Origin of the sequence: Streptomyces sp. NPDC012474, from assembly GCF_042955185.1 — a bacterium.
GTDB classification, from domain to species: Bacteria; Actinomycetota; Actinomycetes; order Streptomycetales; family Streptomycetaceae; genus Streptomyces; species Streptomyces cahuitamycinicus.
Genome location: NZ_JBIBEP010000020.1, coordinates 27,633 through 52,385, shown reverse-complemented (window position 1 = coordinate 52,385; position 24,753 = coordinate 27,633). Strand labels below are relative to the sequence as shown.

The 24,753-nt window shown below is 70.1% G+C and carries 21 protein-coding genes, 1 tRNA gene, 1 pseudogene and 1 riboswitch; of the genes and pseudogenes, 16 read left to right on the top strand and 7 right to left on the bottom strand.

The features are described 5' to 3' along the window. Positions 1-148: 148 nt before the first annotated feature. The 9 genes from ACFY9S_RS33155 (at position 149) to ACFY9S_RS33115 (ending at position 10,554) form a co-directional block, all read left to right on the top strand. Entirely contained in the window at positions 149-1,459 is a 1,311-nt protein-coding gene (locus ACFY9S_RS33155; protein WP_391135870.1) for a cytochrome P450, read from the top strand. Positions 1,460-1,580: 121 nt separating this feature from the next. Beyond that, positions 1,581-2,534: a transglycosylase family protein gene (locus tag ACFY9S_RS33150; protein WP_391135867.1), complete on the top strand. Its 954-nt coding sequence runs from the start codon at positions 1,581-1,583 to the stop codon at positions 2,532-2,534. Positions 2,535-2,762: 228 nt separating this feature from the next. After that, a riboswitch (cyclic di-AMP (ydaO/yuaA leader) is annotated at positions 2,763-2,929 on the top strand. Between the two features lie 4 nt (positions 2,930-2,933). Next, positions 2,934-3,626 (top strand): transglycosylase family protein, encoded by a 693-nt coding sequence (locus ACFY9S_RS33145; RefSeq protein WP_391135864.1) that lies wholly within the window; start codon positions 2,934-2,936, stop codon positions 3,624-3,626. A gap of 271 nt (positions 3,627-3,897) precedes the next feature. Beyond that, entirely contained in the window at positions 3,898-5,178 is a 1,281-nt protein-coding gene (eno, locus tag ACFY9S_RS33140; RefSeq protein WP_102911241.1) for a phosphopyruvate hydratase, read from the top strand. A gap of 111 nt (positions 5,179-5,289) precedes the next feature. Next, positions 5,290-5,766 carry a septum formation initiator family protein gene (locus ACFY9S_RS33135; RefSeq protein ID WP_033312045.1) on the top strand — a complete coding sequence of 159 codons (477 nt, stop codon included), beginning with the start codon at positions 5,290-5,292 and terminating at the stop codon, positions 5,764-5,766. A 47-nt stretch (positions 5,767-5,813) separates the two neighbouring features. Next, complete coding sequence (locus ACFY9S_RS33130; RefSeq protein ID WP_390986855.1) at positions 5,814-6,344, top strand: DUF501 domain-containing protein; 531 nt, start codon at positions 5,814-5,816, stop codon at positions 6,342-6,344. Then, the gene (locus ACFY9S_RS33125; protein WP_391135861.1) at positions 6,341-7,282 is read left to right on the top strand and encodes an exopolyphosphatase; all 942 of its coding nucleotides are present in this window, start codon (positions 6,341-6,343) and stop codon (positions 7,280-7,282) included. Before ACFY9S_RS33130 ends, ACFY9S_RS33125 begins: the two co-directional genes overlap by 4 nt. 419 nt (positions 7,283-7,701) lie before the next feature. Beyond that, positions 7,702-9,090, top strand: a complete 1,389-nt coding sequence (locus tag ACFY9S_RS33120) for an FAD-dependent oxidoreductase (RefSeq protein WP_391135859.1) — start codon at positions 7,702-7,704, stop codon at positions 9,088-9,090. Positions 9,091-9,261: 171 nt separating this feature from the next. Continuing rightward, positions 9,262-10,554 carry a class I SAM-dependent methyltransferase gene (locus tag ACFY9S_RS33115; RefSeq protein ID WP_391135856.1) on the top strand — a complete coding sequence of 431 codons (1,293 nt, stop codon included), beginning with the start codon at positions 9,262-9,264 and terminating at the stop codon, positions 10,552-10,554. 56 nt (positions 10,555-10,610) lie between these two features. Here ACFY9S_RS33115 and ACFY9S_RS33110 read toward each other — a convergent pair whose 3' ends face one another. Then, complete coding sequence (locus ACFY9S_RS33110; protein WP_391135853.1) at positions 10,611-13,139, bottom strand: FtsX-like permease family protein; 2,529 nt, start codon at positions 13,137-13,139, stop codon at positions 10,611-10,613. 39 nt (positions 13,140-13,178) lie between these two features. Continuing rightward, complete coding sequence (locus ACFY9S_RS33105; RefSeq protein WP_391135850.1) at positions 13,179-13,949, bottom strand: ATP-binding cassette domain-containing protein; 771 nt, start codon at positions 13,947-13,949, stop codon at positions 13,179-13,181. Positions 13,950-14,365: 416 nt separating this feature from the next. Between ACFY9S_RS33105 and ACFY9S_RS33100 the strand changes: the two genes are divergently transcribed. The 3 genes from ACFY9S_RS33100 to ACFY9S_RS33090 all read left to right on the top strand — a co-directional run bounded on the left by ACFY9S_RS33100 (position 14,366) and on the right by ACFY9S_RS33090 (position 16,830). After that, positions 14,366-14,449: transfer RNA gene (locus tag ACFY9S_RS33100), tRNA-Leu, on the top strand. A 138-nt stretch (positions 14,450-14,587) separates the two neighbouring features. Continuing rightward, positions 14,588-15,775 carry a 4-hydroxybenzoate 3-monooxygenase gene (locus ACFY9S_RS33095; RefSeq protein ID WP_391135847.1) on the top strand — a complete coding sequence of 396 codons (1,188 nt, stop codon included), beginning with the start codon at positions 14,588-14,590 and terminating at the stop codon, positions 15,773-15,775. Between the two features lie 146 nt (positions 15,776-15,921). After that, positions 15,922-16,830, top strand: coding sequence for a Bax inhibitor-1/YccA family protein (locus ACFY9S_RS33090; protein ID WP_102912488.1), 909 nt, complete (start codon positions 15,922-15,924; stop codon positions 16,828-16,830). Between the two features lie 74 nt (positions 16,831-16,904). Here the strand turns inward: ACFY9S_RS33090 and ACFY9S_RS33085 are convergent, their stop codons facing one another. After that, a complete protein-coding gene (locus ACFY9S_RS33085) occupies positions 16,905-17,135 on the bottom strand; it encodes a DUF4287 domain-containing protein (protein ID WP_033312036.1) in 231 nt (76 codons plus the stop codon). Between the two features lie 101 nt (positions 17,136-17,236). On the opposite strand from ACFY9S_RS33085, the gene ACFY9S_RS33080 reads away from it, so the two are divergent. Next, complete coding sequence (locus ACFY9S_RS33080; protein WP_391135843.1) at positions 17,237-17,548, top strand: hypothetical protein; 312 nt, start codon at positions 17,237-17,239, stop codon at positions 17,546-17,548. 79 nt (positions 17,549-17,627) lie between these two features. On the opposite strand, the gene ACFY9S_RS33075 is transcribed toward ACFY9S_RS33080, so the two are convergent. The 3 genes from ACFY9S_RS33075 to ACFY9S_RS33065 all read right to left on the bottom strand — a co-directional run bounded on the left by ACFY9S_RS33075 (position 17,628) and on the right by ACFY9S_RS33065 (position 21,060). Continuing rightward, entirely contained in the window at positions 17,628-18,410 is a 783-nt protein-coding gene (locus tag ACFY9S_RS33075; RefSeq protein ID WP_391135840.1) for a hypothetical protein, read from the bottom strand. Positions 18,411-18,683: 273 nt separating this feature from the next. Further along, the gene (locus tag ACFY9S_RS33070; protein WP_391135837.1) at positions 18,684-19,904 is read right to left on the bottom strand and encodes an acetyl-CoA C-acetyltransferase; all 1,221 of its coding nucleotides are present in this window, start codon (positions 19,902-19,904) and stop codon (positions 18,684-18,686) included. Between the two features lie 130 nt (positions 19,905-20,034). After that, positions 20,035-21,060 carry a GDSL-type esterase/lipase family protein gene (locus tag ACFY9S_RS33065; RefSeq protein ID WP_391135835.1) on the bottom strand — a complete coding sequence of 342 codons (1,026 nt, stop codon included), beginning with the start codon at positions 21,058-21,060 and terminating at the stop codon, positions 20,035-20,037. Between the two features lie 156 nt (positions 21,061-21,216). Here ACFY9S_RS33065 and ACFY9S_RS33060 point away from each other — a divergent pair, with 156 nt between their 5' ends. Next, positions 21,217-22,605, top strand: coding sequence for a cystathionine beta-synthase (locus ACFY9S_RS33060; protein WP_391135832.1), 1,389 nt, complete (start codon positions 21,217-21,219; stop codon positions 22,603-22,605). A 258-nt stretch (positions 22,606-22,863) separates the two neighbouring features. Next, positions 22,864-23,247: pseudogene (locus ACFY9S_RS33055) on the top strand (SDR family oxidoreductase); the annotation flags it as partial. 32 nt (positions 23,248-23,279) lie between these two features. Here ACFY9S_RS33055 and ACFY9S_RS33050 read toward each other — a convergent pair. Then, on the bottom strand, positions 23,280-23,702 hold the full coding sequence (locus ACFY9S_RS33050; RefSeq protein ID WP_391136150.1) for a hypothetical protein: 423 nt from the start codon (positions 23,700-23,702) through the stop codon (positions 23,280-23,282). Positions 23,703-23,874: 172 nt separating this feature from the next. Here ACFY9S_RS33050 and ACFY9S_RS33045 point away from each other — a divergent pair, with 172 nt between their 5' ends. Further along, positions 23,875-24,717 carry a MurR/RpiR family transcriptional regulator gene (locus ACFY9S_RS33045; protein ID WP_391135829.1) on the top strand — a complete coding sequence of 281 codons (843 nt, stop codon included), beginning with the start codon at positions 23,875-23,877 and terminating at the stop codon, positions 24,715-24,717. Positions 24,718-24,753 lie beyond the last annotated feature (36 nt).

Here is a 24,753-nt window from a genome sequence, read left to right as displayed (position 1 = left end):
CGGACGCGGAAGCTGAAGTCGAAAGCCGGAGCCGGAAGCCGAAGCCGGAGCCGGAAGCCGGAAGCCGGAAGCCGGAACGATGGCAGCGGACCCGAGCCCAGCCGAAACGGAGGCAAGCGCGCTCCCATAAGCCGGATACGGTCGAGACGTGACCGACCAGCCCCAGAGCCAGCCCCAGCCCAGCACACCCGCGACCGCTCCCGACCTCTTCACCTGGGAGTTCGCGAGCGACCCCTACCCGGCCTACGCCTGGCTCCGCGAGCACAGCCCCGTCCACCGGACGCGGCTCCCCAGCGGTGTGGAGGCCTGGCTGGTCACGCGCTACGCCGATGCCAAGCAGGCACTTGCCGACAGCCGGCTCTCCAAGAACCCCGCGCATCACGACGAACCGGCGCACGCCAAGGGCAAGACCGGGATCCCGGGGGAGCGCAAGGCCGAGCTGATGACGCATCTGCTCAACATCGACCCGCCGGACCACACCCGGCTGCGCCGGCTGGTGTCCAGGGCGTTCACCCCGCGCCGGGTCGCCGAGTTCGCGCCACGGGTACAGGAGCTCACCGACACCCTCATCGACGGGTTCGCGCGGAAGGGATCCGCCGACCTGATCCACGAGTTCGCCTTCCCGCTCCCCATCTACGCCATCTGCGACCTGCTCGGCGTCCCGCGGGAGGACCAGGACGACTTCCGCGACTGGGCGGGCATGATGATCCGCCACCAGGGCGGGCCCCGGGGCGGTGTGGCGCGGTCCGTGAAGAAGATGCGCGGCTACCTCGCCGACCTCATCCACCGCAAGCGCGAGGTGCTTCCCGCCGAGCCCGCTCCCGGCGAGGACCTCATCTCCGGTCTCATCCGCGCCTCCGACCATGGCGAGCACCTCACCGAGAACGAGGTGGCGGCCATGGCTTTCATCCTGCTGTTCGCCGGTTTCGAGACCACCGTGAACCTGATCGGCAACGGCACCTACGCCCTGCTCACCCACCCCGGGCAGCGCGCACGGCTCCAGGCGTCCCTCGCCGCCGGGGAGACCGGCCTCCTGGAGACCGGCGTCGAGGAACTCCTGCGCTACGACGGCCCCGTCGAACTCGCCACCTGGCGCTTCGCCACGCAGCCGCTCACCCTCGCCGGGCAGCGCATCGAGGCGGGCGACCCCGTCCTGGTGGTCCTGGCCGCCGCGGACCGCGACCCGGAGCGGTTCGCCGATCCGGACGCGCTGGACCTCTCCCGCCGCGACAACCAGCACCTCGGGTACGGCCACGGCATCCACTACTGCCTCGGAGCGCCGCTCGCCCGGCTGGAGGGCCAGACCGCGCTCGCCACGCTCCTGACCCGCCTCCCGGACCTCCGGCTCGCGGCGGATCCGGCCGAGCTCAGATGGCGTGGCGGCCTCATCATGCGAGGGCTGCGCACCCTGCCGGTGGAGTTCGCGCCTTCCGGAAGTGACGAAACATCAGACCTGTGATCTTCACGTGATCTGCGCGGCATGAACTTGTGACAAGTGATCGACTGCCGATACGTTCACCCATCAACGCGGCGGGGAATCACGCCGCCTCGGTCACTGCTGTCTCGCGAAAGGTCTCCGTATGCTCTCCGGGAACGGTCGGCACCGCCGCCCCCGCCAGGCTCCGGCTCTCCTCGTGGCGGCCGGAGTGACCGGCTCCGCCATCGCGATCCCGCTCCTCGGGGCATCCGGTGCCAGCGCGGCCGACGGCACGACCTGGGACCGGGTCGCGGACTGCGAGACCGGCGGCGCCTGGAGCCAGAACAGCGGCAACGGCTACTACGGCGGCCTGCAGTTGTCCCAGGAGGACTGGGAGAAGCACGGCGGCCTCGACTACGCCGCGAGCGCCGATCTGGCCAGCCGCTCCCAGCAGATAGCCGTGGCCGAGAGAATCCTCGCCGGCCAGGGGGTCGGCGCGTGGCGTACCTGCGGGCTGCTCTCGGGGCTCGAGCAGGGCAAGGGATCGGAATCATCCGGCTCGTCCGAATCATCCGGCGAGGTGGACTCACCCGGATTGCTCGATTCGCTGGGTTCATCCCCTTCTGAGGGTCCTTCTTCATCTCCGTCGCCCGAGGCGTCGTCGCCTTCGAAGGACGAAACCGCCAAGAGCGACAAGTCGCCCGAATCCGAGGGCTCGTCGCAGGACCGGCAGCCCGAGGGCTCTCCGTCGGCCACCTCCGAGGACGGCAAGTCGGGCGACTCGCGGCAGGGTGACGACTCCTCGGCGTCGTCCGGCACCGGCTCCGGCCGCCATCGCGGTCCCAGCGCGGAGGAAACCCGCGCGCCCGAGGGTGACCGTACGGAGAAGTCCACGGGGCGTCACTCCGGGTCCGCCGACGAGAGTTCCGGCTACGCGTCCGAAGGTGCCTACATCGTGGGTGTCGGCGACAGTCTCTGGTCCATCGCCGACGCCCTTCGGGTCAGCGGCGGATGGCACGCGCTCTACGAGGGCAACGAGAACGCGGTCGGCACCGACCCGAACCTCATCCACCCCGGTCAGGCGCTCACGGTCGAGGGCGAAGCGGACGAGAGGTAGCTGTTCGGGCAGTGCGGAAACGGGGGACGAACTCACCGCGAAACCGGGTGAGTTCACGTCACCTTTCGCGCCGAATGTCCCGTATAAGCCCGGTGAGAGATAGATCTCAGAAGCCCTGATCGTCTTTGAAATTCCGTGGATCGCGTGTCTACGGTCGTGACCGCTCGTCACCGCGAGCCCCGGCTGCCGCAACGCCGAATCCTGCCAGCGGCCGTACGGGAACAGTCGTCGCGTCAAGCGCCGTAGGCAGGAGCGGGGGACCCAAGGTAAGTGCCCGACCGGCCGGTTGTGCCGGAAGGGCTTGGGGTGAAGCCGTGTCCCGGGAGGGGCGCGGCCGGGCAACTCAACCGGCCCGAACCCGACAGCTCACCTCGCAGGCGTCGGTGAGGGGATCTCTCCATGCTGTTTTCCGGCAAGGGCACGCACCGCCGTCCGTCCAAGGCCTCTCGGGTCATCGCCATCGCCGGTGTCACCGGTGCCGCCGTCGCCGCCCCGCTGATGGCGGCCGGCAACGCTTCCGCCGCCACCGCCTCCGAGTGGGACGCCGTCGCCCAGTGCGAGTCCGGCGGCAACTGGTCCATCAACACCGGCAACGGCTACTACGGCGGTCTGCAGTTCTCCGCCTCCACCTGGTCCGGCTACGGGGGCAGCAAGTACGCCTCCACCGCCGACCAGGCCACCAAGGCCCAGCAGATCGAGATCGCCGAGAAGGTCCTCGCGGGCCAGGGCAAGGGCGCCTGGCCGGTCTGCGGCAAGGGCCTGTCGAGCGCCGGCTACACCGGCGGCGGCTCCGCCGACGACTCCGGCAGCTCCTCGCAGAGCCAGCAGAGCACCGAGACCCGCCAGAGCGAGCAGCAGCCCGCCTCCCGCTCCGACGAGCGTCCGGCCGCCAAGAAGACCGTCACCACCCCGACCGGCAAGAAGGTCAAGAAGGGCGACGGCGAGTACAAGGTCGTCAAGGGCGACACCCTCAGCTCGATCGCCGCGGACCAGAAGGTCAAGGGCGGCTGGGAGAAGCTGTACCAGCTGAACAAGGACATCATCGACGATGCCAACCTCATCTACGTGGGCCAGCAGCTGCACCTGAAGTAGGCAGCGGCCCAACCGGCCCGCCCAGGGCCACGGGCTCCCCGCTCCGGTGCGTCATCCCCCGTACGCGCCGGAGCGGGGTTTTTTCTGCCCGACTTCGCGAACCGGCTTTGTTCCGTTCGGAAACAATTTGCTCTCGGTTCTGTCCATGGGGTGGGCGACCCGGTGGCCGATCGGCCGGAGCCGGTTAGGCTCATGTCGCGAGCCACCACGGCCCGCACCTCGCCGGGTCCACGCGACCCGCGTACCCGCGTCACATAAGAAGGAGATGCTCGTGCCGTCCATCGACGTCGTCGTAGCCCGGGAAATCCTGGACTCCCGAGGCAACCCCACGGTCGAGGTCGAGGTCGGCCTCGACGACGGCAGCACGGGTCGTGCCGCCGTCCCGTCCGGCGCCTCCACGGGCGCCTTCGAGGCCATCGAGCTCCGCGACGGCGACTCGAACCGCTACCTCGGCAAGGGCGTGGAGAAAGCCGTCCTCGCGGTCATCGAGCAGATCGGTCCGGAGCTGGTCGGCTACGACGCCACCGAGCAGCGCCTGATCGACCAGGCCATGTTCGACCTGGACGCCACCGACAACAAGGGCTCCCTCGGCGCCAACGCCATCCTCGGCGTCTCCCTCGCCGTCGCCCACGCCGCCTCCGAGGCCAGCGACCTGCCGCTGTTCCGCTACCTGGGCGGCCCCAACGCGCACCTGCTTCCGGTGCCGATGATGAACATCCTGAACGGCGGCTCGCACGCCGACTCCAACGTGGACATCCAGGAGTTCATGATCGCCCCGATCGGCGCGGAGTCCTTCTCCGAGGCCCTGCGCTGGGGCGCCGAGGTCTACCACACGCTGAAGAAGGTCCTGAAGTCGAAGGGCCTGGCCACCGGCCTCGGCGACGAGGGCGGCTTCGCCCCGAACCTCGGCTCCAACCGCGAGGCCCTCGACCTCATCCTCGAGGCCGTGAAGGAAGCCGGTTACACCCCCGGCGAGCAGATCGCCCTGGCGCTCGACGTCGCCGCGTCCGAGTTCTACAAGGACGGCGTCTACACCTTCGAGGGCAAGGAGCGCTCGGCGGCCGAGATGACCGAGTACTACGCGGAGCTCGTCGACGCGTACCCGCTCGTCTCCATCGAGGACCCGCTGTTCGAGGACGACTGGGACGGCTGGAAGGCCCTGACCGACAAGCTCGGCGACAAGGTCCAGATCGTCGGTGACGACCTGTTCGTCACCAACCCCGAGCGCCTCGCCCGCGGCATCGAGGAGGGCGCGGCCAACGCGCTCCTGGTCAAGGTCAACCAGATCGGATCGCTGACCGAGACCCTGGACGCCGTCGAGCTGGCCCAGCGCAACGGCTTCAAGTGCATGATGTCCCACCGCTCCGGCGAGACCGAGGACGTCACGATCGCCGACCTGGCCGTCGCCACCAACTGCGGCCAGATCAAGACCGGCGCCCCGGCCCGCTCCGAGCGCGTCGCCAAGTACAACCAGCTGCTGCGCATCGAGGAGATCCTCGACGACGCCGCGGTCTACGCCGGCCGCAGCGCGTTCCCGCGCTTCAAGGGCTGACCGCGAAAGGCCCGACCCGTAAGAGGCAGCGTCGTACGTACGTCCCCGTACCCGGTCCCGTACCGTGTCCGGGGACGTACGCGCGTATGACGGTGGAGCGGAGGCGGACACATGGCCGTGAAGGACCGGGACCGGTTCTCCACCGCGACCAGGATCCGGTTGCTCGGCGAGCAGACCGCGGCCCGGGTCTACCGCTCCCAGACCAAGCGTCAGGCCCGCCGCTCGCGGCTGACCGGCCGGGCGGCGCTGCTCGCGCTGGTGATGTGCTCGCTGATCGTGGCCCTGGCCTACCCGATGCGGGAGTACGTCTCGCAGCGCGCGGAGATCGACGACCTCCAGCGCGAACAGCGGCAGGCCCGTGAGCGCGTCGAACGGCTGCGCGATCTGAAGGCGCGCTGGCAGGACGACGCGTACGCCGAGCAGCAGATCCGGAAGCGGTTGCACTACGTCATGCCGGGGGAGACGGGCTTCATCGTCATCGACCCGCACGCGGCGAAGCAGTCGCGCACCGACCTGGGGGCGGCGGACCGCCCTTGGTACTCCAACGTCTGGGACGGCGTCGACAAGTCCGACGCCTCCGGCCAGTGACCTGACCTCCCAGCCGGCGATCAGAGAAAGACAGCCTGAAGACAGTCATGGAAACGCCCCCGCCGACCACCCCGCGCACCGAGCCCACCGACGCGGACGTCGAGGCCTTCAAGCAGCAGCTCGGCCGGCCCCCGCGCGGTCTGCGCGCGATCGCCCACCGCTGCCCGTGCGGACAGCCGGACGTCGTCGAGACGGCCCCGCGGCTGCCGGACGGGACGCCGTTCCCCACGCTGTACTACCTGACGTGCCCGCGCGCCGCCTCGGCGATCGGCACGCTGGAGGCCAACGGCGTGATGAAGGAGATGACCGAGCGGCTGGCCTCGGATCCGGAACTGGCGGCGGCGTACCGGGCCGCGCACGAGGACTACATCCGGCGGCGCGACGAGATCGAGGAGCTGAAGAACTTCCCGAGCGCGGGCGGCATGCCGGACCGGGTGAAGTGCCTGCACGTGCTGGTGGGGCACTCGCTCGCCGCGGGCCCGGGGGTGAATCCGCTCGGGGACGAGGCGATCGCGATGCTGCCCGAGTGGTGGCGCAAGGGGCCGTGCGTGACGACCGCCGAGGAGGACGCCCAGTGACCCGTGTCGCCGCCGTGGACTGCGGTACGAACTCCATCCGCCTGCTGGTCGCGGACGCGGACCCGGCCACCGGTGAGCTGGTCGACCTGGACCGCCGGATGACGATCGTGCGGCTCGGGCAGGGCGTGGACCGGACCGGCCGGCTCGCTCCCGAGGCGCTGCAGCGGACCTTCGCGGCGTGCCACGAGTACGCCGGGATCATCAAGGAGCACGGGGCGGAGCGGCTGCGGTTCGTGGCGACCTCGGCCTCCCGGGACGCCGAGAACCGGGACGAGTTCGTGCGCGGTGTGCTGGACATCCTGGGCGTCGAACCCGAGGTGATCTCCGGGGACCAGGAGGCGGCGTTCTCCTTCACCGGCGCCACCAAGGAGCTCGCGGGGGACGACCACCTCCCGAAGCCCTACCTGGTGGTGGACATCGGGGGCGGCTCGACCGAGTTCGTCGTGGGCGACGACCGGGTCCGGGCGGCCCGCTCGGTGGACATCGGCTGTGTCCGCATGACCGAGCGGCACCTGGTCAGGGACGGGGCGGTGAGCGACCCGCCGTCCGCGGAGCAGATCGCGGCGATGCGGGCCGACATCGAGGCCGCGCTCGACCTCGCCGAGGAGACGGTCCCGCTGCGCGAGGCGCGGACGCTGGTCGGCCTGGCCGGTTCGGTGACGACCGTGTCGGCGATCGCCCAGGAGCTGCCCGAGTACGACTCGCAGGCCATCCACCACTCCCGCTTCTCCCGCGAGCAGGTCCGCGAGATCACCGAGTGGCTGCTGCGCTCCACCCACGCCGAGCGCGCGGCCGTGCCCTCCATGCACCCGGGCCGGGTCGACGTGATCGGGGCGGGGGCCCTCGTACTGCTGTCGATCATGGAGCGGATCGACGCGCAGGAGGTCGTCGTGAGCGAGCACGACATCCTCGACGGCATCGCATGGTCCGTCGCGTAGCCCGCTTCTGAGCAGGCATGGATCACGAATGAGCGTGTCCCGGGGGTTCGCGCGACCCTCGGGCGACAGTCCGTCGGAAAAGTTCGTGAAGTTCTTCACAAGGAATTCGGCCCTCCCGGGCGAAGAGAGGGGTCCCGTTGACCCGTCCGGGGGCTGAACAGGCCTTTGAACGCGTTCAGAAGCATGGTATGGAGGTCTCCGGAAAGAGGCTCGAGCCCACCCTCCGGAGGTCCTCACGGAGGTTCATCGGGCGCAGAGAGGCAGCTCACGCGCCATTGACAACGTTCCGTGGTGCACACAGCGGCCTGGTTGTCACCATGACATGGATCACGCGAGCGGCGGAGGATAACACATACCCCGACCGAGCTTGTGAAGGGGCGCACGAGCCACCCCCCTGAGACGGGTGGATACTCGATGGCATGAGCACCACGGAGCGTCCCAGGATCCTCGTAGTAGGCGGTGGGTACGTAGGCCTGTACGCAGCTCGGCGTATCCAGAAGAAGATGCGCTACGGCGAGGCGACCGTCACGGTCGTCGACCCCCGGTCGTACATGACCTACCAGCCCTTCCTCCCCGAAGCCGCCGCCGGCAACATCTCCCCGCGCCACGTCGTCGTCCCGCTGCGACGCGTGCTGCCCAAGGCGGAGGTCCTCACCGGCCGGGTCACCACCATCGACCAGGACCGCAAGGTCGCCACGGTCTCCCCGCTGGTCGGCGAGGCCTACGAGCTGCCCTTCGACTACCTGGTGATCGCGCTCGGCGCGGTCTCCCGCACCTTCCCGATCCCCGGCCTCGCCGAACAGGGCATCGGCATGAAGGGCGTCGAGGAGGCCATCGGCCTGCGCAACCACGTCCTGGAGCAGCTGGACAAGGCCGACTCCACCACCGACGAGGACATCCGCCGCAAGGCGCTCACCTTCGTCTTCGTGGGCGGCGGTTTCGCCGGTGCCGAGACCATCGGCGAGGTCGAGGACATGGCCCGCGACGCGGCCAAGTACTACAAGAACGTGTCCCGTGAGGACATGCGTTTCATCCTGGTCGACGCCGCCGACAAGATCCTCCCCGAGGTCGGTCCCAAGCTCGGCAAGTACGGCAAGGAGCACCTCGAGGGCCGCGGCGTCGAGGTCTACCTGTCCACCTCCATGGACTCCTGCGTCGACGGCCACGTGGTGCTGAAGAACGGCCTCGAGGTCGACTCCAGCACCATCGTCTGGACCGCCGGCGTCAAGCCCAACCCGGCCCTGGCCCGCTACGGCCTGCCCCTCGGCCCCCGCGGTCACGTCGACTGCGAGCCGACCCTCCAGGTCAAGGGCACCGACTACATCTGGGCCGCCGGCGACAACGCCCAGGTCCCGGACCTCGTCGGCCGCAAGGCGGGCAACGAGAACGCCTGGTGCCCGCCGAACGCCCAGCACGCGCTGCGCCAGGCCAAGGTCCTCGGCGACAACGTCGTGTCCGGCATGCGGGGCTTCCCGCAGAAGGACTACGCCCACGCCAACAAGGGCGCGGTGGCCGGTCTCGGCCTCCACAAGGGCGTCGCGATGATCGTCATGGGCAAGATGAAGATCAAGCTCAAGGGCCGTCTCGCCTGGTACATGCACCGTGGCTACCACGGCCTGGCGATGCCGACCTGGAACCGCAAGATCCGCGTCTTCGCCGACTGGACCCTGGCGATGTTCCTCAAGCGCGAGGTCGTCTCGCTCGGCGCTATGGAGACGCCGCGCGAGGAGTTCTACGAGGCCGCCAAGCCGGCCCCGGTCGCCGCCGCGCCGAAGGAGAAGACCGAGGAGAAGGCCAAGGCCTCCTGACCTCCGGCCGGTCATCCGCCTGACGAAGGGCCTCCCGCCATCCGTGGTGCGGGAGGCCCTTCGGCGTGTTTTGCCCAGACGTGACGCGTGCCGGGGACTGCGCCGAAGCTCCGCAGGTGTTTACGTGGTGTCGGACTTTCCGGGATTCTCGCCGTCACGGAGGTGTACACCATGGCAGACGCCGCTACGCGGCTGCAGGGCCTCTTCACACAGATGCTGGGAGCACCGCTCCCGGTGCGCATCCGCGCCTGGGACGGTTCGCAGGCCGGCCCGCCGGGTGCGCCGACCCTCGTCGTACGCAACCGCCGGGCGTTGCGCCGCCTGCTGTGGAAGCCGGGCGAACTGGGCCTGGCCCGCGCCTGGGTGGCGGGGGACCTCGACATCGAGGGCGACTTCTACGCGACCCTCGGTCTGCTGTCGGGTCTGATCTGGGAGCGCGACGACGACGCCCGCACCCTCGCCCAGGCGCTGCGCGAGCCCGAGGTGCGCGCCGCCGTCCGCGGACTGGTCAGACTCGCCGGGCCCCCGCTGCCGCCCGCCCCGCCCCGCGAAGAGGCCCGCAGCCCCCGCCGCCACCTGCACACCAAGCGCACCGACCGACGCGCCATCAGCCACCACTACGACGTCGGCAACGACTTCTACGAGATCGTCCTCGGCCCGTCCATGGTGTACTCCTGCGCCTACTGGCACACCCCGGACAACACCCTCGAACAGGCCCAGCGGGACAAGCTCGAAGTCGTCTGCCGCAAGCTCGGGCTGAGACCGGGCCTGCGGCTGCTCGACGTCGGCTGCGGCTGGGGCTCCATGGCCATCCACGCCGCCCGCGAGCACGGCGTGAACGTCGTCGGCGTCACGCTCTCCCACGAGCAGGCCGCCTACGCCCGCAAGCGCGTCGCCGACGAGGGACTCACCGACAAGATCGAGATCCGCGTCCAGGACTACCGTGACGTCCGCGACGGGCCCTACGACGCGGTCTCCTCCATCGGCATGGCCGAACACGTGGGCGCCCAGCGGTACCTGGAGTACGCCGACGCCCTGTACAGCCTGCTCAAGCCCGGTGGGCGGCTCCTGAACCACCAGATCGCCCGCCGCCCGCAGCGGGACGAGTCGACGTACAGCGTCGACGCGTTCATCGACTCCTACGTCTTCCCCGACGGCGAACTCCAGCCGATCGGAAGCACCGTGGCCCAGCTGGAGCGCGCCGGGTTCGAGGTGCGCGACGTCGAGGCCATGCGCGAGCACTACGCCCTCACCCTGCGCCAGTGGGTGTCCCGCCTGGAGGCCGACTGGCAGCGTGCCGTCCAGCTGGCCGGCCCCGGCCGAGCCCGCGTCTGGCGCCTGTACATGGCGGCGTCCGCGCTGGCATTCGAGCGCAACCGCATCGGCGTCAACCAGGTCCTGGCCGTCCGTATCCCCGAGTCCGGGGCGTCGGACATGCCGCTGCGCGCCCGCACCTGGAACTGAGAACGGCCGAGGGCCCCTCTCCCACCCGGGAAAGGGGCCCTCGGCGCTCCGTCAGGTCACTCCGCCTTGATGGCCTCCAGCATGTTCAGCCGCGCCGCACGCCGGGCCGGCCAGAGCGCCGCGAGGACGCCCACCATCGCGGCCAGCAGCAGGAAGACGCCCATCCTGGCCCACGGCAGGACCAGTTCGTACGTCGCCATCTTCGAGGCCAGCAGCTCACCGGCCGCCCAGCCGAAGAACACGCCCAGGCCGATCCCCAGCACCGCGCCGAACAGGGAGATCACCAGCGACTCGATGCGGACCATCCGCTTGATGCCCTTGCGGTCCAGGCCGATCGCGCGGAGCATGCCGATCTCCTGGGAGCGCTCGAAGACCGACATGGCCAGGGTGTTGATGACACCGAGGACCGCCACGATCACCGCCATGGCGAGCAGGCCGTAGACCATGTTCAGCATCAGCGTGAACATCTGCGCGATCTCGTTGGAGATGTCGTCTTTGGACTGGACCTTGATCGCCGGGTTGGTGCCGAGGGCCTTCTCCAGCTTGTCCTGCATCGCGCCGGACGTGCCGTCGGAGGTTTTCACCATGACGTTCATGGTGTACGGGTCCAGGGTGTGCGGGGCGAGGGTCTTCTCGTCGAGCAGGATGCCCCTGAGGAAGTCGTTGCTCTCGTAGGTGCCGGCGACCGTGAGCTTCCGCTTCTCGCCGTCCTCGAAGGCGACGGTGAAGGCGGAACCCGCCTTCCAGCCGTAGGACTTGGCCGTCTCGCTGTCCACGACGACGTTGCCGCCGCCGACCTTGAAGGTGCCTGTGTCGACCTCCGGGCCGACCAGGTCGCGGATCGCCGTGCCGTTCACGCCGGTCACGTACTCGCTCTGGCCGTCGATCCGGGTCTCGGCGTTGAGCATCGGGCTGGTGGCGGTGACGTCGCCGGACTGCTTCAGCTTCTTCTCGACGTCCGGCGACAGCGGGTTGCCGTTCGCCATGGACACCACGTAGTCGGCCTTGATCGACGCCGACGCCATCTTCTCGATGGCCTGCTGCAGGCTGCCCGCCATCACCGTCATGCCCGTGATCAGGGTCAGGCCGATCATCAGCGCCGAGGCGGTGGCGGCCGTACGGCGCGGGTTGCGCACCGAGTTCTGCCGGGCCAGCTTGCCCGAGATGCCGAAGGTGCGCAGCACCGGCGCGGCGGCGGCGATCAGCGGGCGGGACAGCAGCGGGGTCAGGATGAACACGCCGATGATCAGCAGCACCGCGCCGAGGCCCATCGGCATCTGGCCGTCCGAACCGTCCATGGTCGTGGCCACCAGGACCACCGCGATGCCCGCGGCCGAGACCAGCGCGCCGAGGGTGTTGCGCAGCACCAGCGACTTGGTCGTGGCCTTGGCGTGCACGCTGCTCATGGCGGCCACCGGCGGGATCTTCGCGGCCCGGCGCCCCGGCAGCCACGCGGCCAGCATGGTCACCAGGATGCCGACCGCGAGGGCTGCGACGATCGTGGCCGGCTTGATCACCAGCGGCCCGTCGGGCACCGTCGCGTCGAACGTGCCCATCAGGGAGCGCAGTCCGGCCCCGATGCCGATGCCCGCGACCAGCCCGGTCACGGCGGCGACCGCGCCGACCACGAACGCCTCGATCAGCACCGAGCGCGTCACCTGCCGGCGCGAGGCGCCGACCGCGCGCATCAGCGCCAGCTCCCTGGTGCGCTGGGCGACCAGCATGGTGAAGGTGTTGGCGATGATGAACGTGCCGACGAACAGGGCGATGCCGGCGAAGACCAGCAGGGCCGTCTGCATGCCGCTCATCGACCGGGAGATCATCTCCGCCTGGTCGTCGGCGAGTTGCTTGCCGGTGGTGGTGGAGACGGTGCCCTCGGGCAGCGCCTTGTCCAGCTCCGCCTTCAGCGCGGCCTGGGTGACGCCCGGCTTCGCCTTGACGTCGATCTGGTCGTACACGCCCGGCTTGCCCAGCAGCTTCTGGGCGGTGGGAGTGTCGAACAGGGTCAGGCTGCCGCCGGCCGCGACGTTGCCGTCGTCGGTGGTGAAGATGCCGGTGATCCTCGGGGTCAGGACCGGCCCGTCGACGGACATCCGTACGGTGTCGCCGACCTCGTAGCCGGCGCGCTTCGCCGTCTCGGAGTCGATGAGGATCTCGCCCCGGCCCTTGGGGGCGTGCCCGCTGACCAGCGGATACCGGGGGTCCTTGGCGCCCCAGTAGTTGCCGCCCTGCGACTGGAAGCCCTGGCCGATCAGCTTGCCGTCCTTGTCGGCGATGGCGGTGAAGTTGTGCACGACCCCGATGGCGGACGCGGCCCCCGGCACCCGCTCGCTCTTGTCGAGCACGGCCTGGGTCAGTTCGTGGAGCTTGCCGACCCGGTCGCCCTCGGCGTCCTTGTAGTCCGCCGTCATGGCGACGTCGACCTGGTCGAAGCCCTTCGCCGAACTCTTCTGGTAGGCGTCGGAGATGGTGTTGGTGAAGACCAGGGTCCCCGACACGAAGGCCACGCCGAGCATCACGGCGAGCACGGTCATCAGGAGCCGGGCCTTGTGCGCGAGCACGTTGCGCAAGGCGGTACGGAACATGGGGTTCTTCTTCTCAGTCCTGTCGGTCCTGACGGGGGATCAGCTGGTGCGGCTCTTGGTGTCGAACGCCTTCATGCGGTCGAGCACGGAGTCGGCCGTCGGCCCGTACAACTCGTCGACGATCCGGCCGTCCGCCAGGAAGATCACCCGGTCCGCGTAGGCCGCGGCCACCGGGTCGTGCGTCACCATCACCACCGTCTGGCCCATTTCGCGCACGGAGTTGCGCAGGAAGCCCAGCACCTCGGCGCCGGAGCGCGAGTCGAGGTTTCCGGTGGGCTCGTCGCCGAAGATGATCTCGGGCCGGGAGGCCAGCGCCCGGGCCACGGCGACGCGTTGCTGCTGACCGCCGGACAGCTGGGACGGCCGGTGGCCGAGCCGGTCCGCGAGGCCGACCATCCGGATGACGGAGTCCAGCCACTCCTTGTCCGGCTTACGGCCCGCGATGTCCATCGGAAGGGTGATGTTCTCCAGGCCCGTCAACGTCGGCAGCAGGTTGAACGCCTGGAAGATGAAGCCGATCTTGTCCCGGCGCAGCTTGGTCAGTTGCTTGTCCTTCAGCGAGCCGAGCTCGGTGTCGCCTATGCGCACCGACCCGGAGGAGAAGGAGTCGAGGCCGGCCACGCAGTGCATCAGGGTGGACTTGCCGGAGCCGGAGGGGCCCATGATCGCGGTGAACTCGGCCTGCCGGAAGTCCACGGAGACGCGGTCCAGGGCGACCACCTGGGTCTCACCCTGTCCGTAGATCTTCGACAGATCCGTGGCGCGCGCGGCCGCGATGGTGGCCCGGTCGGTGAGGGGTGCGGTGGTCACGGGATGGCTCTCCTGACGGACGGCTGACTTCGGGGAAGGACGTGTTCCATCGTCCGGGTCCCACGCCGCCGTGTAGTCACCCGTTGTTCCGGTTCCGAAGGCCGACTGGGGTCTGACCCCGCGGGGCAGTGTCATACCTGGGGATGACGAACGCCCCTGAAGGGCCCCGGTGTCGGGAACCGATGCTTCCGGGTGTCGAGAACAGGTGGAGTGCCCTCGTTCAGGCGGTGAAATTCCGTCATTCCGCATGCGCGGCCGAGCGTCGCACGCAAGGCTATTGGCAAGTGCGGATGGCGTGTTCCGTGTGCTGATGCACCCTCAGACGTCAATAAAATAAGACAACATCGGTCCACGCTTCCGCTGTTCGGGGGACCCGTCCGGATAGTCTCGGAACCTCGATGCGGAGCCCACGGCCTGCCCGGATGGTGGAATGCAGACACGGCGAGCTTAAACCTCGCTGCCCCTTCGCGGGCGTGCCGGTTCAAGTCCGGCTCCGGGCACCTTCCGATCCCTGCGTGGTCCATTGAAGAGTTCACGGCGTGCCCGTTGACAGCGACCGCATGCCGTCGGAAACTCACAGACACATGGTGAAGGAAATTTCACCTGACGAACGTCGAGGAACGGGAAGAGGTCGTCCGATGCGTACCACCGTCGGCATCATCGGAGCGGGCCCGGCCGGCCTCCTCCTCGCCCGGCTGCTCCACAACGCCGGCATCGACTCCGTCGTCCTGGAGAGCCGCGACCGCGCCTACGTGGAGCGGCGGCAGCGGGCCGGGATCCTGGAGCAGGGCACCGCGGACGTGCTGCGCGCGGCCGGCGCCGGGGAGCGCATGGACCGCGAAGGGCTGCGCCACGACGGCATCGAGCTGCGCTTCGATCGCAGGCGCCACCGCGTCGACTTCCCCGCCCTCACCGGCGGCCGGTCCGTGATGGTCTACGCCCAGACCGAGGTGTGCAAGGACCTCATCGCGCTCCAGATCCGGGAGGGCGGTCCGCTGCTCTTCGAGGCGGAGGCGCTGGCCGTGGAGGACGCCGGCACCGACGCCCCGAGGATCCGCTTCCGGCACGAGGGCCGCGAGGACGTCCTGGAGTGCTCCTACGTCGTCGGCTGCGACGGTTTCTGGGGCGTGGCCCGCAAGGCGATTCCCGCTGGACTGGCCCAGGTCTTCGAACGGACGTACCCCTTCGGGTGGCTCGGCATCCTCGCCGACGTGCCGCCCTCGCACGACGAGCTCGTCTACGCCCGCCACGACCGCGGCTTCGCCCTGCTCTCCATGCGCTCACCGGCCGTCTCCCGCCTCTATCTCCAGGTGCCCGACGGCACCGACCCAGGGTCATGGGAGGATTCGGAGATCTGGGACGAGCTGGAGCGCCGGTTCGAGACCGCCGACGACTGGTACCTCCAGCGCGGCCCGATCACCCAGAAGACGGTCACCCCCATGCGCTCCTACGTGCACGAGCCCATGCGCCACGGTCGCCTCTTCCTCGCCGGCGACGCCGCGCACATCGTGCCGCCGACCGGCGCGAAGGGGCTCAACCTCGCCGCCGGCGACGTCGCCACCTTCGCCCGGGCCCTGATCCACCAGCAGCGGACCGGATCACCCGAGCTGCTCGACGCCTACTCGCAGACCTGCCTGCGCCGCGTCTGGCAGGCCGAGCGGTTCTCCTACGACATGACGACCCTGCTGCACCGCGCACCCGGCGCGACGGCCTTCGAGGACCGGCTCCAGCTCGCCCGGCTGGAGCGGATCGTCTCCTCCCGCGCCGCCGAGACGGACCTGGCGGAGGCGTACACGGGCTTCCCGTTCGGACGAGCCGGTGAATGACCCCCTCCGGTGAGGGGAATCAGGAAGCCACGTAGCGTGTTGGCCAGCACGACGAGGGAAAGATCCTCCCCAAGCAGTAGGGTCATTCCTTTGCCTACCTATTACTCTTGAGCCAAGGCCACGCCTGGTGGCCATGGAGGAGTGAAATGAGGAGCAGAAACCCGGTCTTCTCGCGACGGGGGTTCAGCCGCGACAACGGCTACGCGGGCTTCAACACCGCGCCGCAGGCCGGGGGTCCCGCTGTCGCCACCCAGGGCAACCCGTACGCGCAGCCGACGGGCGACCAGTACGCGCAGAACCCGTACGCGCAGAACCCTTACGCCCAGCAGGACCTGCAGCACGGCGCGCCGCCGCAGGCACCGGCCACCACCGGCCGGATGACCATCGACGACGTCGTCCTGCGCACGGCGAGCACGCTCGGTGTGCTCATCCTCACCGCGGCGCTCTCCTGGGCCCTGCTGCCGATCGACGACGCCAACATCAGCCGTAGCTACGGCATCGGTATCGGCGCCGCCCTGATCGGCATGGTCCTGGCGTTCGTGCAGTCCTTCAAGCGCAAGGCCTCGCCCGCGCTGATCCTGACGTACGCCGCGTTCGAGGGTGTCTTCCTCGGCGTCATCTCCAACATCGTCGACAACCGCATCGCCGACGGTGCGGCCATGCAGGCCGTGATCGGCACCATGGCGGTCTTCGCCGGTGTGCTGATCGCGTACAAGGCCGGCTGGATCCGCGTCAACCGCCGCTTCTACGGCTTCGTGATGGCGGCCGCGCTCGGCTTCATCCTGCTGATGACCGTGAACCTGCTGTTCGCGGTGTTCGGCGGCGGTGACGGCCTCGGCTTCCGCAGCGGTCCCCTCGGCATCGTCTTCGGCGTGATCGGCATCATCCTCGGTGCCTGCTTCCTCGCCCTGGACTTCAAGCAGGTCGAGGACGGCGTCGCCTACGGCGCCCCGCGCGAGGAGGCCTGGCTCGCGGCCTTCGGCCTCACGCTGACGCTGGTGTGGATCTACCTGGAGTTCCTGAGGCTCATCTCGATCCTCAACAGCAGCGACTAGTCTCCGACGATCGCAGCGCGAAGGGCCCCGGCTTCGGCCGGGGCCCTTCGTCGTCGGGAGGACGGTGTGCGCGCCTAGAGAAGTTTGCGCGCGGCCCGCCTCAGGTCGTACTCGTGGATGATCGCCTTCGCGTGGCCGTACGCGAGGTTGTGCTCGTGCCGGAGCCAGCTGACTTTTTCCTCGAAGCGGAAGAGGGAAGGGCCGTCTTCGACGGTGCGCAACCAGTCGGAGATCTCACGACCGGTGCAGTGCGGGATGCGGGCGAGCATGTTGCGATGGGTCTCTTCGGAGAAGACTTGGGACATCGGCGCCTCCGGACGCTGGGATGTAAGCCGGTCCTTCAGGTCACCGTGCCTGAGTGTTCGCCCGTTGGCAACAGTCCCGGTGCGGCGCGTACGCTCGCGGCGTGGTTGATACGACGCCTCTGACCCGTGCGGTGGAGCACTTCGCCGATCGTTTGAGGGCCGCGCCCCAGAGCCGGTTGCAGCGGAGCGCTGCCGCCGAGGCTCTGGAGCTGGCCAGGGAGTTGGCCCGGAGGGCGCAGCGACTGGAGGCTCCTGATGTGGAGCCTCGGGAGATGCCGGACGCGGGGATGTTCGCGGTGGCGGACCAGATCACCGTGGCCGGGAATGATCTGGCGGTGGTGATTCCCGCCGAAGCCGACGTCGACGAAGCGGTGCGGTTGGTGGAGGAGGCGCAGAAGCGGGCGGGGGTCTGAGCGGCGTTTGCGGGTGCGAGTTCTTCGTGGTCGCCCGCGCCCGCGCGGCGGAACCGCAGATCGCTACAGCCCCGCGCCCCTAAAGGGACGCGATGACCCGGTCGGCCAGGATGTAGACGGTCTCCTCGCCGCACTCGAACGTCAGGGTGTAGGCGCCCGAGATGCCGGAGCCGCCCAGGAGGACCGGGGTCTTGCCCAGGCGCAGGGCCGCCGCGAGGTGTTCCGCCGTCTCCCGGTGGCCCGGTGTCATGCACAGCGTCGTGCCGTCGGCGAAGACGTAGACGTCCAGGGTGCCCAGCGGGCCGGGGCGGACGTCCGTCAGCTCGACGCGGGAGGACGCCAGCTCCTCCAGGGTGTCGACGGTGCGCTCGTGGTCGTTGACGACCGGCGACTGCGTCGGCACGAAGTCCGGGTGGGAGGGGTGACGCCGGCGGGCCGCGGCCAGCTCCGGGGACTCGGCGGCCGGCTCCTCGGTTTCCGCGCCGGGCTCGGACACCGGCTCCAGGCCCGCGAAATCGGCCTGGCGGGGCAGGAACAGGTCGGTGTCGGGCAGGCCCAGCAGAGAAGGTGCGTCGGAGGCGTCACGGGCCTCCTGGGCGGCCCAGAACGCCCGCGCCTCGGCGAGCTCGCGCTCCCGCTCCTCGGCGAGCGCGGTCGCCACGGCGGCACGTATCTCATCGGTGTCGGCAGCGGTACGAGCGGCGGGCAGCAGCGCACGGGTGGTGGCGGCGCGGCTCTCGGCCAGCGCGGTGTGCAGGGCCGCGACCTGTCGGCGCAGCTGCAGGACGGTGCGCAGGACGGCGACGCCCACGGCGCCCGTGGCGGCCGTGGTGACCAGCAACGCGATCGGCATGGCGCTCACTGACGTACTCCCGGTTCAAAGTCGACCCCCGACTTCCTACATCAGCTTGAAGGGCGGACTAACCAGCTGTCAGTGCGTAACGTCACGAAACGGACTGGGCTTCGGCGCCGGGGGAGGGGGTGGGGCTGCTGTGACCTGGGGTTCTCCCCTGGCGGAGGGAGATAGGTCACATCCTGGGGGAGATTGGATCACAAAACAGCCCAGAACCCTGAGGATTCCAGGGTTCTGGGCCGGGGGCTCACAGCGGGTGCTATGGCGGCTACGGTGCGCCGTTCAGCTGAGGCGCTCGATGACCATGGCCATGCCCTGGCCGCCGCCGACGCACATCGTCTCCAGACCGAACTGCTTGTCGTGGAACTGGAGGGAGTTGATGAGCGTGGTGGTGATGCGGGCACCGGTCATGCCGAAGGGGTGGCCGACGGCGATGGCGCCGCCGTTGACGTTCAGCTTCTCCAGCGGGATGCCCAGGTCGCGGTAGGAGGGGATCACCTGGGCGGCGAACGCCTCGTTGATCTCGACCAGATCGATGTCGTCGATGCCCAGCCCGGCGCGCCGCAGGGCCTGCTTGCTGGCCTCCACCGGGCCCAGGCCCATGATCTCGGGCGACAGGCCGGAGACGCCGGTCGACACGATCCGGGCGAGCGGGGTGAGGCCGAGCTCGCGGGCCTTGGTGTCGGACATGATCACGAGGGCCGCGGCACCGTCGTTCAGCGGGCAGCAGTTGGCGGCGGTGACCATGCCGTCGGGGCGGAAGACCGGCTTGAGGCCCTGCACGCCCTCCAGGGTGACGCCGGCGCGGGGGCCGTCGTCCTTGGAGACGACCGTGCCGTCGGGGAGGGTCACCGGGGTGATCTCGCGCTCCCAGAAGCCGTTCTTGATGGCCTCTTCGGCGAGGTTCTGTGAGCGGACGCCGAACTCGTCCATGTCCTGACGGGTGACGCCCTTGGCGCGGGCCAGGTTCTCGGCGGTCTGGCCCATCGCGATGTACGGGTCGGGCAGCAGGCCGTCCTCGCGCGGGTCGTGCCAGGTCGAACCCTCGGACTGGGCGGTCGCGACCGTGCGGGCCTCGGCGTCGGCGAAGAGCGGGTTGTGGGTGTCGGGCAGGCCGTCGGAGCTGCCCTTGGCGTAGCGGGAGACCGTCTCCACACCCGCCGAGATGAACACGTCGCCCTCGCCCGCCTTGATGGCGTGCAGGGCCATGCGGGAGGTCTGCAGGGAGGAGGAGCAGTACCGGGTGACGGTGCAGCCCGGCAGGTGGTCCATGCCCATCTGGACGGCGACGATCCGGCCGAGGTTGTGGCCCTGCTCGCCGCCGGGCAGGCCGCAGCCGAGCATCAGGTCGTCGATGTCCTTCGGGTCCAGCTCGGGGACCTTGGCCAGGGCGGCCTGGACGATCGTGGCGGTCAGGTCGTCCGGGCGGAGGTCCTTGAGGGAGCCCTTGACGGCGCGGCCGATGGGGGAGCGGGCGGCTGAGACGATCACGGCTTCGGGCATCACGGCTCCATTGACGTACCGGTTGGTCGGGCAGGGCTGACTGGGAAGTTACCCGTACGTATGGGCTGGGTCACGGGTGTCGCGGTGTGACCCTGACCGCAGTTTCCAAGCGCTTGCTTTTCGATGCTCCTCAGTTCGAAGAGGTCGCCGGGGCCGGTTCCTGCTCGGGAACCCGCCGGCGCCGCCGGCGCTTGAGCAGGGCCCACGGCCCGCGCGGCCCGCTCGGCATCGCCGCAGCGACCTCCGTGCCCGCCTCCGAGGCGGCCTCCGCCGCCGCCCGCGCCACCGGCAGGAAGCCCTCGCGGCGCGAGGCGTCCGGGCGCTCCTCCTCGGCGGGCCACAGGCCCAGGGAGGCACACACGGACGGCAGGACCGCCATCGCCGCCGTCGCATAGCCCTCGGCGGAGGGGTGGTAACTGTCAGGGCCGAACAGCTCGCGCGGATTCTCGGCGAACTCGGGCCCCAGCAGGTCGCCCAGCGACACGGTGCGGCCGCCCTGTTCGACGACTCCGATCGTCTGGGCGGCCGCCAGCTGCCGCGAGGCCCGTCGGGCCAGCCAGCGCAAGGGTTGCCGCACCGGCTCGATCGTGCCGAGGTCGGGGCAGGTGCCGACCACGACCTCCGCACCGGCCGTCCGCAGCCGGCGAACCGCCGAGGCCAGATGGCGGACCGAGCGCGTCGCGGGCATGCGGTGGGTGACGTCGTTCGCGCCGACCATGATCACGCAGATGTCGGGCACGGGATCGGGAGCGGCCAGCACCAGGGCCACCTGGCGGTCCAGGTCGTCCGAACAGGCTCCCGGGGTCGCCACCGTGCGCAGCTCCACCGGGCGCTCGGCCAGCGCCGCGAGCCCGGACGCCAGGAGCGCCCCCGGCGTCTGCCCGCCGCGGTGCACCCCCTGGCCCGCGGCCGTGGAGTCGCCCAGCATCGTCAGCCTCAGCGGCACCTCGGCCGGACCGGCGTACATACGGCCGTACAGCCCGTCCGCGTGCGGCACGTGCGGTGACGTGCCGTTGCTCACCCGGCGCCGCGCCAGCTGCACCTCCGCCAGCACCAGCCCCACCGTGGCCGCCCCGGCCAGACCGATCCCGCCGCCGCCATATGCCGCGCCGGCCGCGATCCGCCGGGCCACCCTCGCCCTCGACATGCTCGTCATGCGTCGCCGCCACCTCCTCGAACCCGTACACCCAGTGCTTGCCCCGTACAGCCCGTCGCCCAATCTCAACGGGGAGTGAACGACCGTCACGGACCATGGGCAGCACATAGGCTGGCGGCACCACACAGACCACTTCTGCGGCATCCGGAGACAACGGTGCAGTTCCACGACTCGATGATCAGCCTCGTCGGCAACACCCCGCTGGTGAAGCTCAACAGCGTGACCAAGGGCATCAGGGCGACCGTCCTGGCCAAGGTGGAGTACTTCAACCCCGGCGGTTCGGTGAAGGACCGCATCGCCCTGCGCATGATCGAGGCGGCGGAGGAGAGCGGCGCGCTCAAGCCCGGCGGCACGATCGTCGAGCCGACCAGCGGCAACACCGGCGTCGGACTCGCCATCGTCGCCCAGCAGAAGGGGTACAAGTGCATCTTCGTGTGCCCCGACAAGGTGAGCACCGACAAGATCAACGTGCTGCGCGCGTACGGCGCCGAGGTCGTGGTGTGCCCGACCGCCGTCGACCCCGAGCACCCGGACTCCTACTACAACGTCTCCGACCGGCTGGTCCGCGAGACGCCCGGAGCCTGGAAGCCCGACCAGTACTCCAACCCCAACAACCCGCTCTCCCACTACCACTCGACCGGCCCCGAGCTGTGGGAGCAGACGGAGGGGAAGATCACCCACTTCGTGACGGGCGTGGGCACCGGCGGCACCATCTCCGGGACCGGCCGCTACCTGAAGGAGGCCAGCGGCGGCTCGGTGAAGGTCGTCGGCGCTGACCCCGAGGGCTCCGTCTACTCCGGCGGCTCCGGCCGGCCCTACCTCGTCGAGGGCGTCGGTGAGGACTTCTGGCCGACCGCCTACGACCGGAGCGTCGCGGACGAGATCGTCGCCGTGTCCGACAAGGACTCCTTCCAGATGACCCGCCGCCTCGCCAAGGAGGAGGGCCTGCTGGTCGGCGGCTCCTGCGGCATGGCCGTCGTGGCCGCGCTGGAGGTCGCCGCGCGGCTCGAAGAGGACGACGTCGTGGTGGTGCTGCTGCCGGACAGCGGCCGCGGCTACCTCAGCAAGATCTTCAACGACGAGTGGATGGCCGACTACGGCTTCCTGGAGGACGCCGGCCCCAGCGCCCGCGTCGGCGACGTCCTCGCCGACAAGGCCGGCGACCACATGCCCTCCCTCGTCCACATGCACCCGGAGGAGACGGTCGGTCAGGCCATCGACGTGCTGCGCGAGTACGGCGTCTCGCAGATGCCGGTCGTCAAGCCGGGCGCCGGCCACCCCGACGTGATGGCGGCCGAGGTCGTCGGCTCCGTAGTCGAACGCGAGCTGCTCGACGCGCTGTTCAGCAAGAGCGCCTCGCTCGACGACCCGCTGGAGAAGCACATGTCCGGTCCGCTGCCCCAGGTCGGCTCCGGCGAACCCGTCGCCGACCTGATGGCCGTGCTGGGCAAGGCGGACGCTGCGATCGTCCTCGTCGAGGGCAAGCCGACCGGCGTGGTCAGCCGCCAGGACCTGCTGTCCTTCCTCGCCCGCACGGGGAAGTGACGGCCAACGTCCGGTGAACTGCCCGTGAACCGGGTGAGCTTGCGCTGTCCGTGATCTTCGCGGACTTCGCGAAACCGGTACGCGGGTGTCACGTTCGCGCAGCACCCGCTTAACACGCGTCCTGCACATTGGTGGTTGTCGGCAGGGCGATGGGGGTACCTCCCAGGGCGTTCAGCACTGGGGGAGGCTCCCCGCCCCGGCCGGCGCCGAACGGCGTCGACGGACCTCCGGAGCGGCTCCCGGACCTCCACGGACGCCATGGACGCGCACGCCCGGCCTGACCGGGACCGCGTCCTTCGCGGGGACCGCCGTCGTCCCGCCCCCCGGTCACGGGGGTGCGGCGGTCCCCGCGCGTTCTACGCGGTGTACGGCGCGACCGAGGCGGCCGTCACCTACCTGTCGGAAGCCCTGCGCGGAGAGTTCGGGCCCCGGGACGTCCGGGTCACCGACATCGAGCCCGGCATCGTCGAGAGCGAGCTGCGCACCCACATCTCCGACGACGAACTGTCCCGGCAGGTGGAGGACATGGTCGACGCGGTGGGCGCACTGTCCGCCGAGGAGCCGGCCGACCTGGTGGCCTACGGGACGAGCCGGCCGCGGCGGGTCAACCTGCGGCAGATCGTCGCGCTGCCGACGCGGCAGGTCCGACCCGGGCGCGGGCGGGGCCGGGGTGCTCAGTCCTCCCAGTCACTGCCCTGGGAGGACTTGCGGCGGCCGAAGAGGTTCGGGTTGGTGCGGGCCGCCTGGACGATGTTGACGCCGACGATGCCCGCCCACGCGACGAGCAGGCCGGGCAGACGCCCCAGGCCCCCGCCGATCGCCGACAGCGGCACCGCGAGGACCAGGGAGACGATCCCGAAGCCGAACCGCTCGCCCCAGGAGTCCGTGGCCTTCGGTGACCGGGAGTCCCGGGTCGTCTGCATCTGCTGCTCGGCGAGCTGCCGGCGCACCCGGCGTTCCACCGCGCCGTCGATCCGCTGGTCGACCTTCTCCAGGAACGAGTCGACCAGCTCCGACTCGTACTCCTCGCCCAGATCCCTGCGCGCGTGCAGGGTGGCGTCGAGATCCTTCTTCAGGTCGGTGTCCCGTGCGTCCATTCCCGTCATGCCGTCCACGGTAGGAAGGCGCGGCGCCGGCCGCACTGGGGTTAGCCCCCCGGTTCCGCAGGGGGTTACCGGTGGTCCGGCCGCCGTCCTCCGGACCGGCTTGCCGGTCTGCATATGCTCATGCAGAATCCTCAGCTACTGAATAGGCGAGGGGGAGCACGTCATGAGCGTGACCGACAGCCCTGCCGCGCGGCTCCAGGCGCTCTTCGAGGGCCACCGGCTGACGCCGACCCAGCGGCGCATCGCGCACAGCATGGTGCGGCGCGCCGCCGACGTGCCGTTCCTGTCGAGTGTGGAGCTCGCCGAGCTGGCCGGGGTCAGCCAGCCGTCCGTGACCCGCTTCGCCGTCGCCCTCGGCTTCGACGGCTACCCCGCCCTGCGCCGCCATCTGCGTGAGGTCGCCCCCGCCGAACCCGCTGCCGAGGTCGGGGCCCACAACGAGTACCAGCAGGCCGTCGAGGCCGAGATCGAAAACCTGCGGCACCTGTCGGAGGCACTGGCCGACCCGGCGCCCGTCCAGCGCGCGGGGCACCTCCTCGCGGCCTCCCGCCCGCTCCTCGTCCTCGGCCTTCGGGCGGCTGCCGCCCAGGCGCACGGCTTCGCCTACTTCGCCGCCAAGGTCCATCCCGACGTACGGCTGCTCGGCGAGGGCGGCACGATGCTCCAGGACCGCATCGACGCCGCCGTCCGGGCCGGCGCGAGCGCACTGCTCTGTTTCGCGCTGCCCCGGCACCCCCGCGAGGTCGTCGACACCCTCGCCTGTGCCAAGGAGGCCGGGCTGACCGTCGTCACGGTCGCCGACTCCGCGTTCGCCCCCGTCGCCAAGGTGTCCGACGTGCTGCTGCCCGCCGCGGTCGGTACCGGCCTCGCCTTCGACACGGCCTGTGCGCCGATGCTGCTCGGCCGGGTCCTGCTGGAGGCCATGTGCGACGACCTGCCCCAGGCCCAGTCGCGCCTGGAGGAGTTCGACACGAAGGCGGCTGCGCGGGGCCTGTTCGTCGACTGACGGCACCCGCGGGTTTTAAGACTCGTCTCACGTGGC

Bases quoted from the DNA above. Each gene is read 5' to 3' on its own strand.
- ACFY9S_RS33150 (WP_391135867.1), top strand. From the start codon at position 1,581: ATGCTCTCCGGGAACGGTCGGCACCGCCGCCCCCGCCAGGCTCCGGCT.
- ACFY9S_RS33145 (WP_391135864.1), top strand. From the start codon at position 2,934: ATGCTGTTTTCCGGCAAGGGCACGCACCGCCGTCCGTCCAAGGCCTCT.
- ACFY9S_RS33135 (WP_033312045.1), top strand. From the start codon at position 5,290: ATGGCCGTGAAGGACCGGGACCGGTTCTCCACCGCGACCAGGATCCGG.
- ACFY9S_RS33130 (WP_390986855.1), top strand. From the start codon at position 5,814: ATGGAAACGCCCCCGCCGACCACCCCGCGCACCGAGCCCACCGACGCG.
- ACFY9S_RS33120 (WP_391135859.1), top strand. From the start codon at position 7,702: ATGAGCACCACGGAGCGTCCCAGGATCCTCGTAGTAGGCGGTGGGTAC.
- ACFY9S_RS33115 (WP_391135856.1), top strand. From the start codon at position 9,262: ATGGCAGACGCCGCTACGCGGCTGCAGGGCCTCTTCACACAGATGCTG.
- ACFY9S_RS33110 (WP_391135853.1), bottom strand. From the start codon at position 13,139: ATGTTCCGTACCGCCTTGCGCAACGTGCTCGCGCACAAGGCCCGGCTC.
- ACFY9S_RS33095 (WP_391135847.1), top strand. From the start codon at position 14,588: ATGCGTACCACCGTCGGCATCATCGGAGCGGGCCCGGCCGGCCTCCTC.
- ACFY9S_RS33090 (WP_102912488.1), top strand. From the start codon at position 15,922: ATGAGGAGCAGAAACCCGGTCTTCTCGCGACGGGGGTTCAGCCGCGAC.
- ACFY9S_RS33085 (WP_033312036.1), bottom strand. From the start codon at position 17,135: ATGTCCCAAGTCTTCTCCGAAGAGACCCATCGCAACATGCTCGCCCGC.
- ACFY9S_RS33070 (WP_391135837.1), bottom strand. From the start codon at position 19,904: ATGCCCGAAGCCGTGATCGTCTCAGCCGCCCGCTCCCCCATCGGCCGC.
- ACFY9S_RS33065 (WP_391135835.1), bottom strand. From the start codon at position 21,060: ATGACGAGCATGTCGAGGGCGAGGGTGGCCCGGCGGATCGCGGCCGGC.
- ACFY9S_RS33050 (WP_391136150.1), bottom strand. From the start codon at position 23,702: ATGGACGCACGGGACACCGACCTGAAGAAGGATCTCGACGCCACCCTG.
- ACFY9S_RS33045 (WP_391135829.1), top strand. From the start codon at position 23,875: ATGAGCGTGACCGACAGCCCTGCCGCGCGGCTCCAGGCGCTCTTCGAG.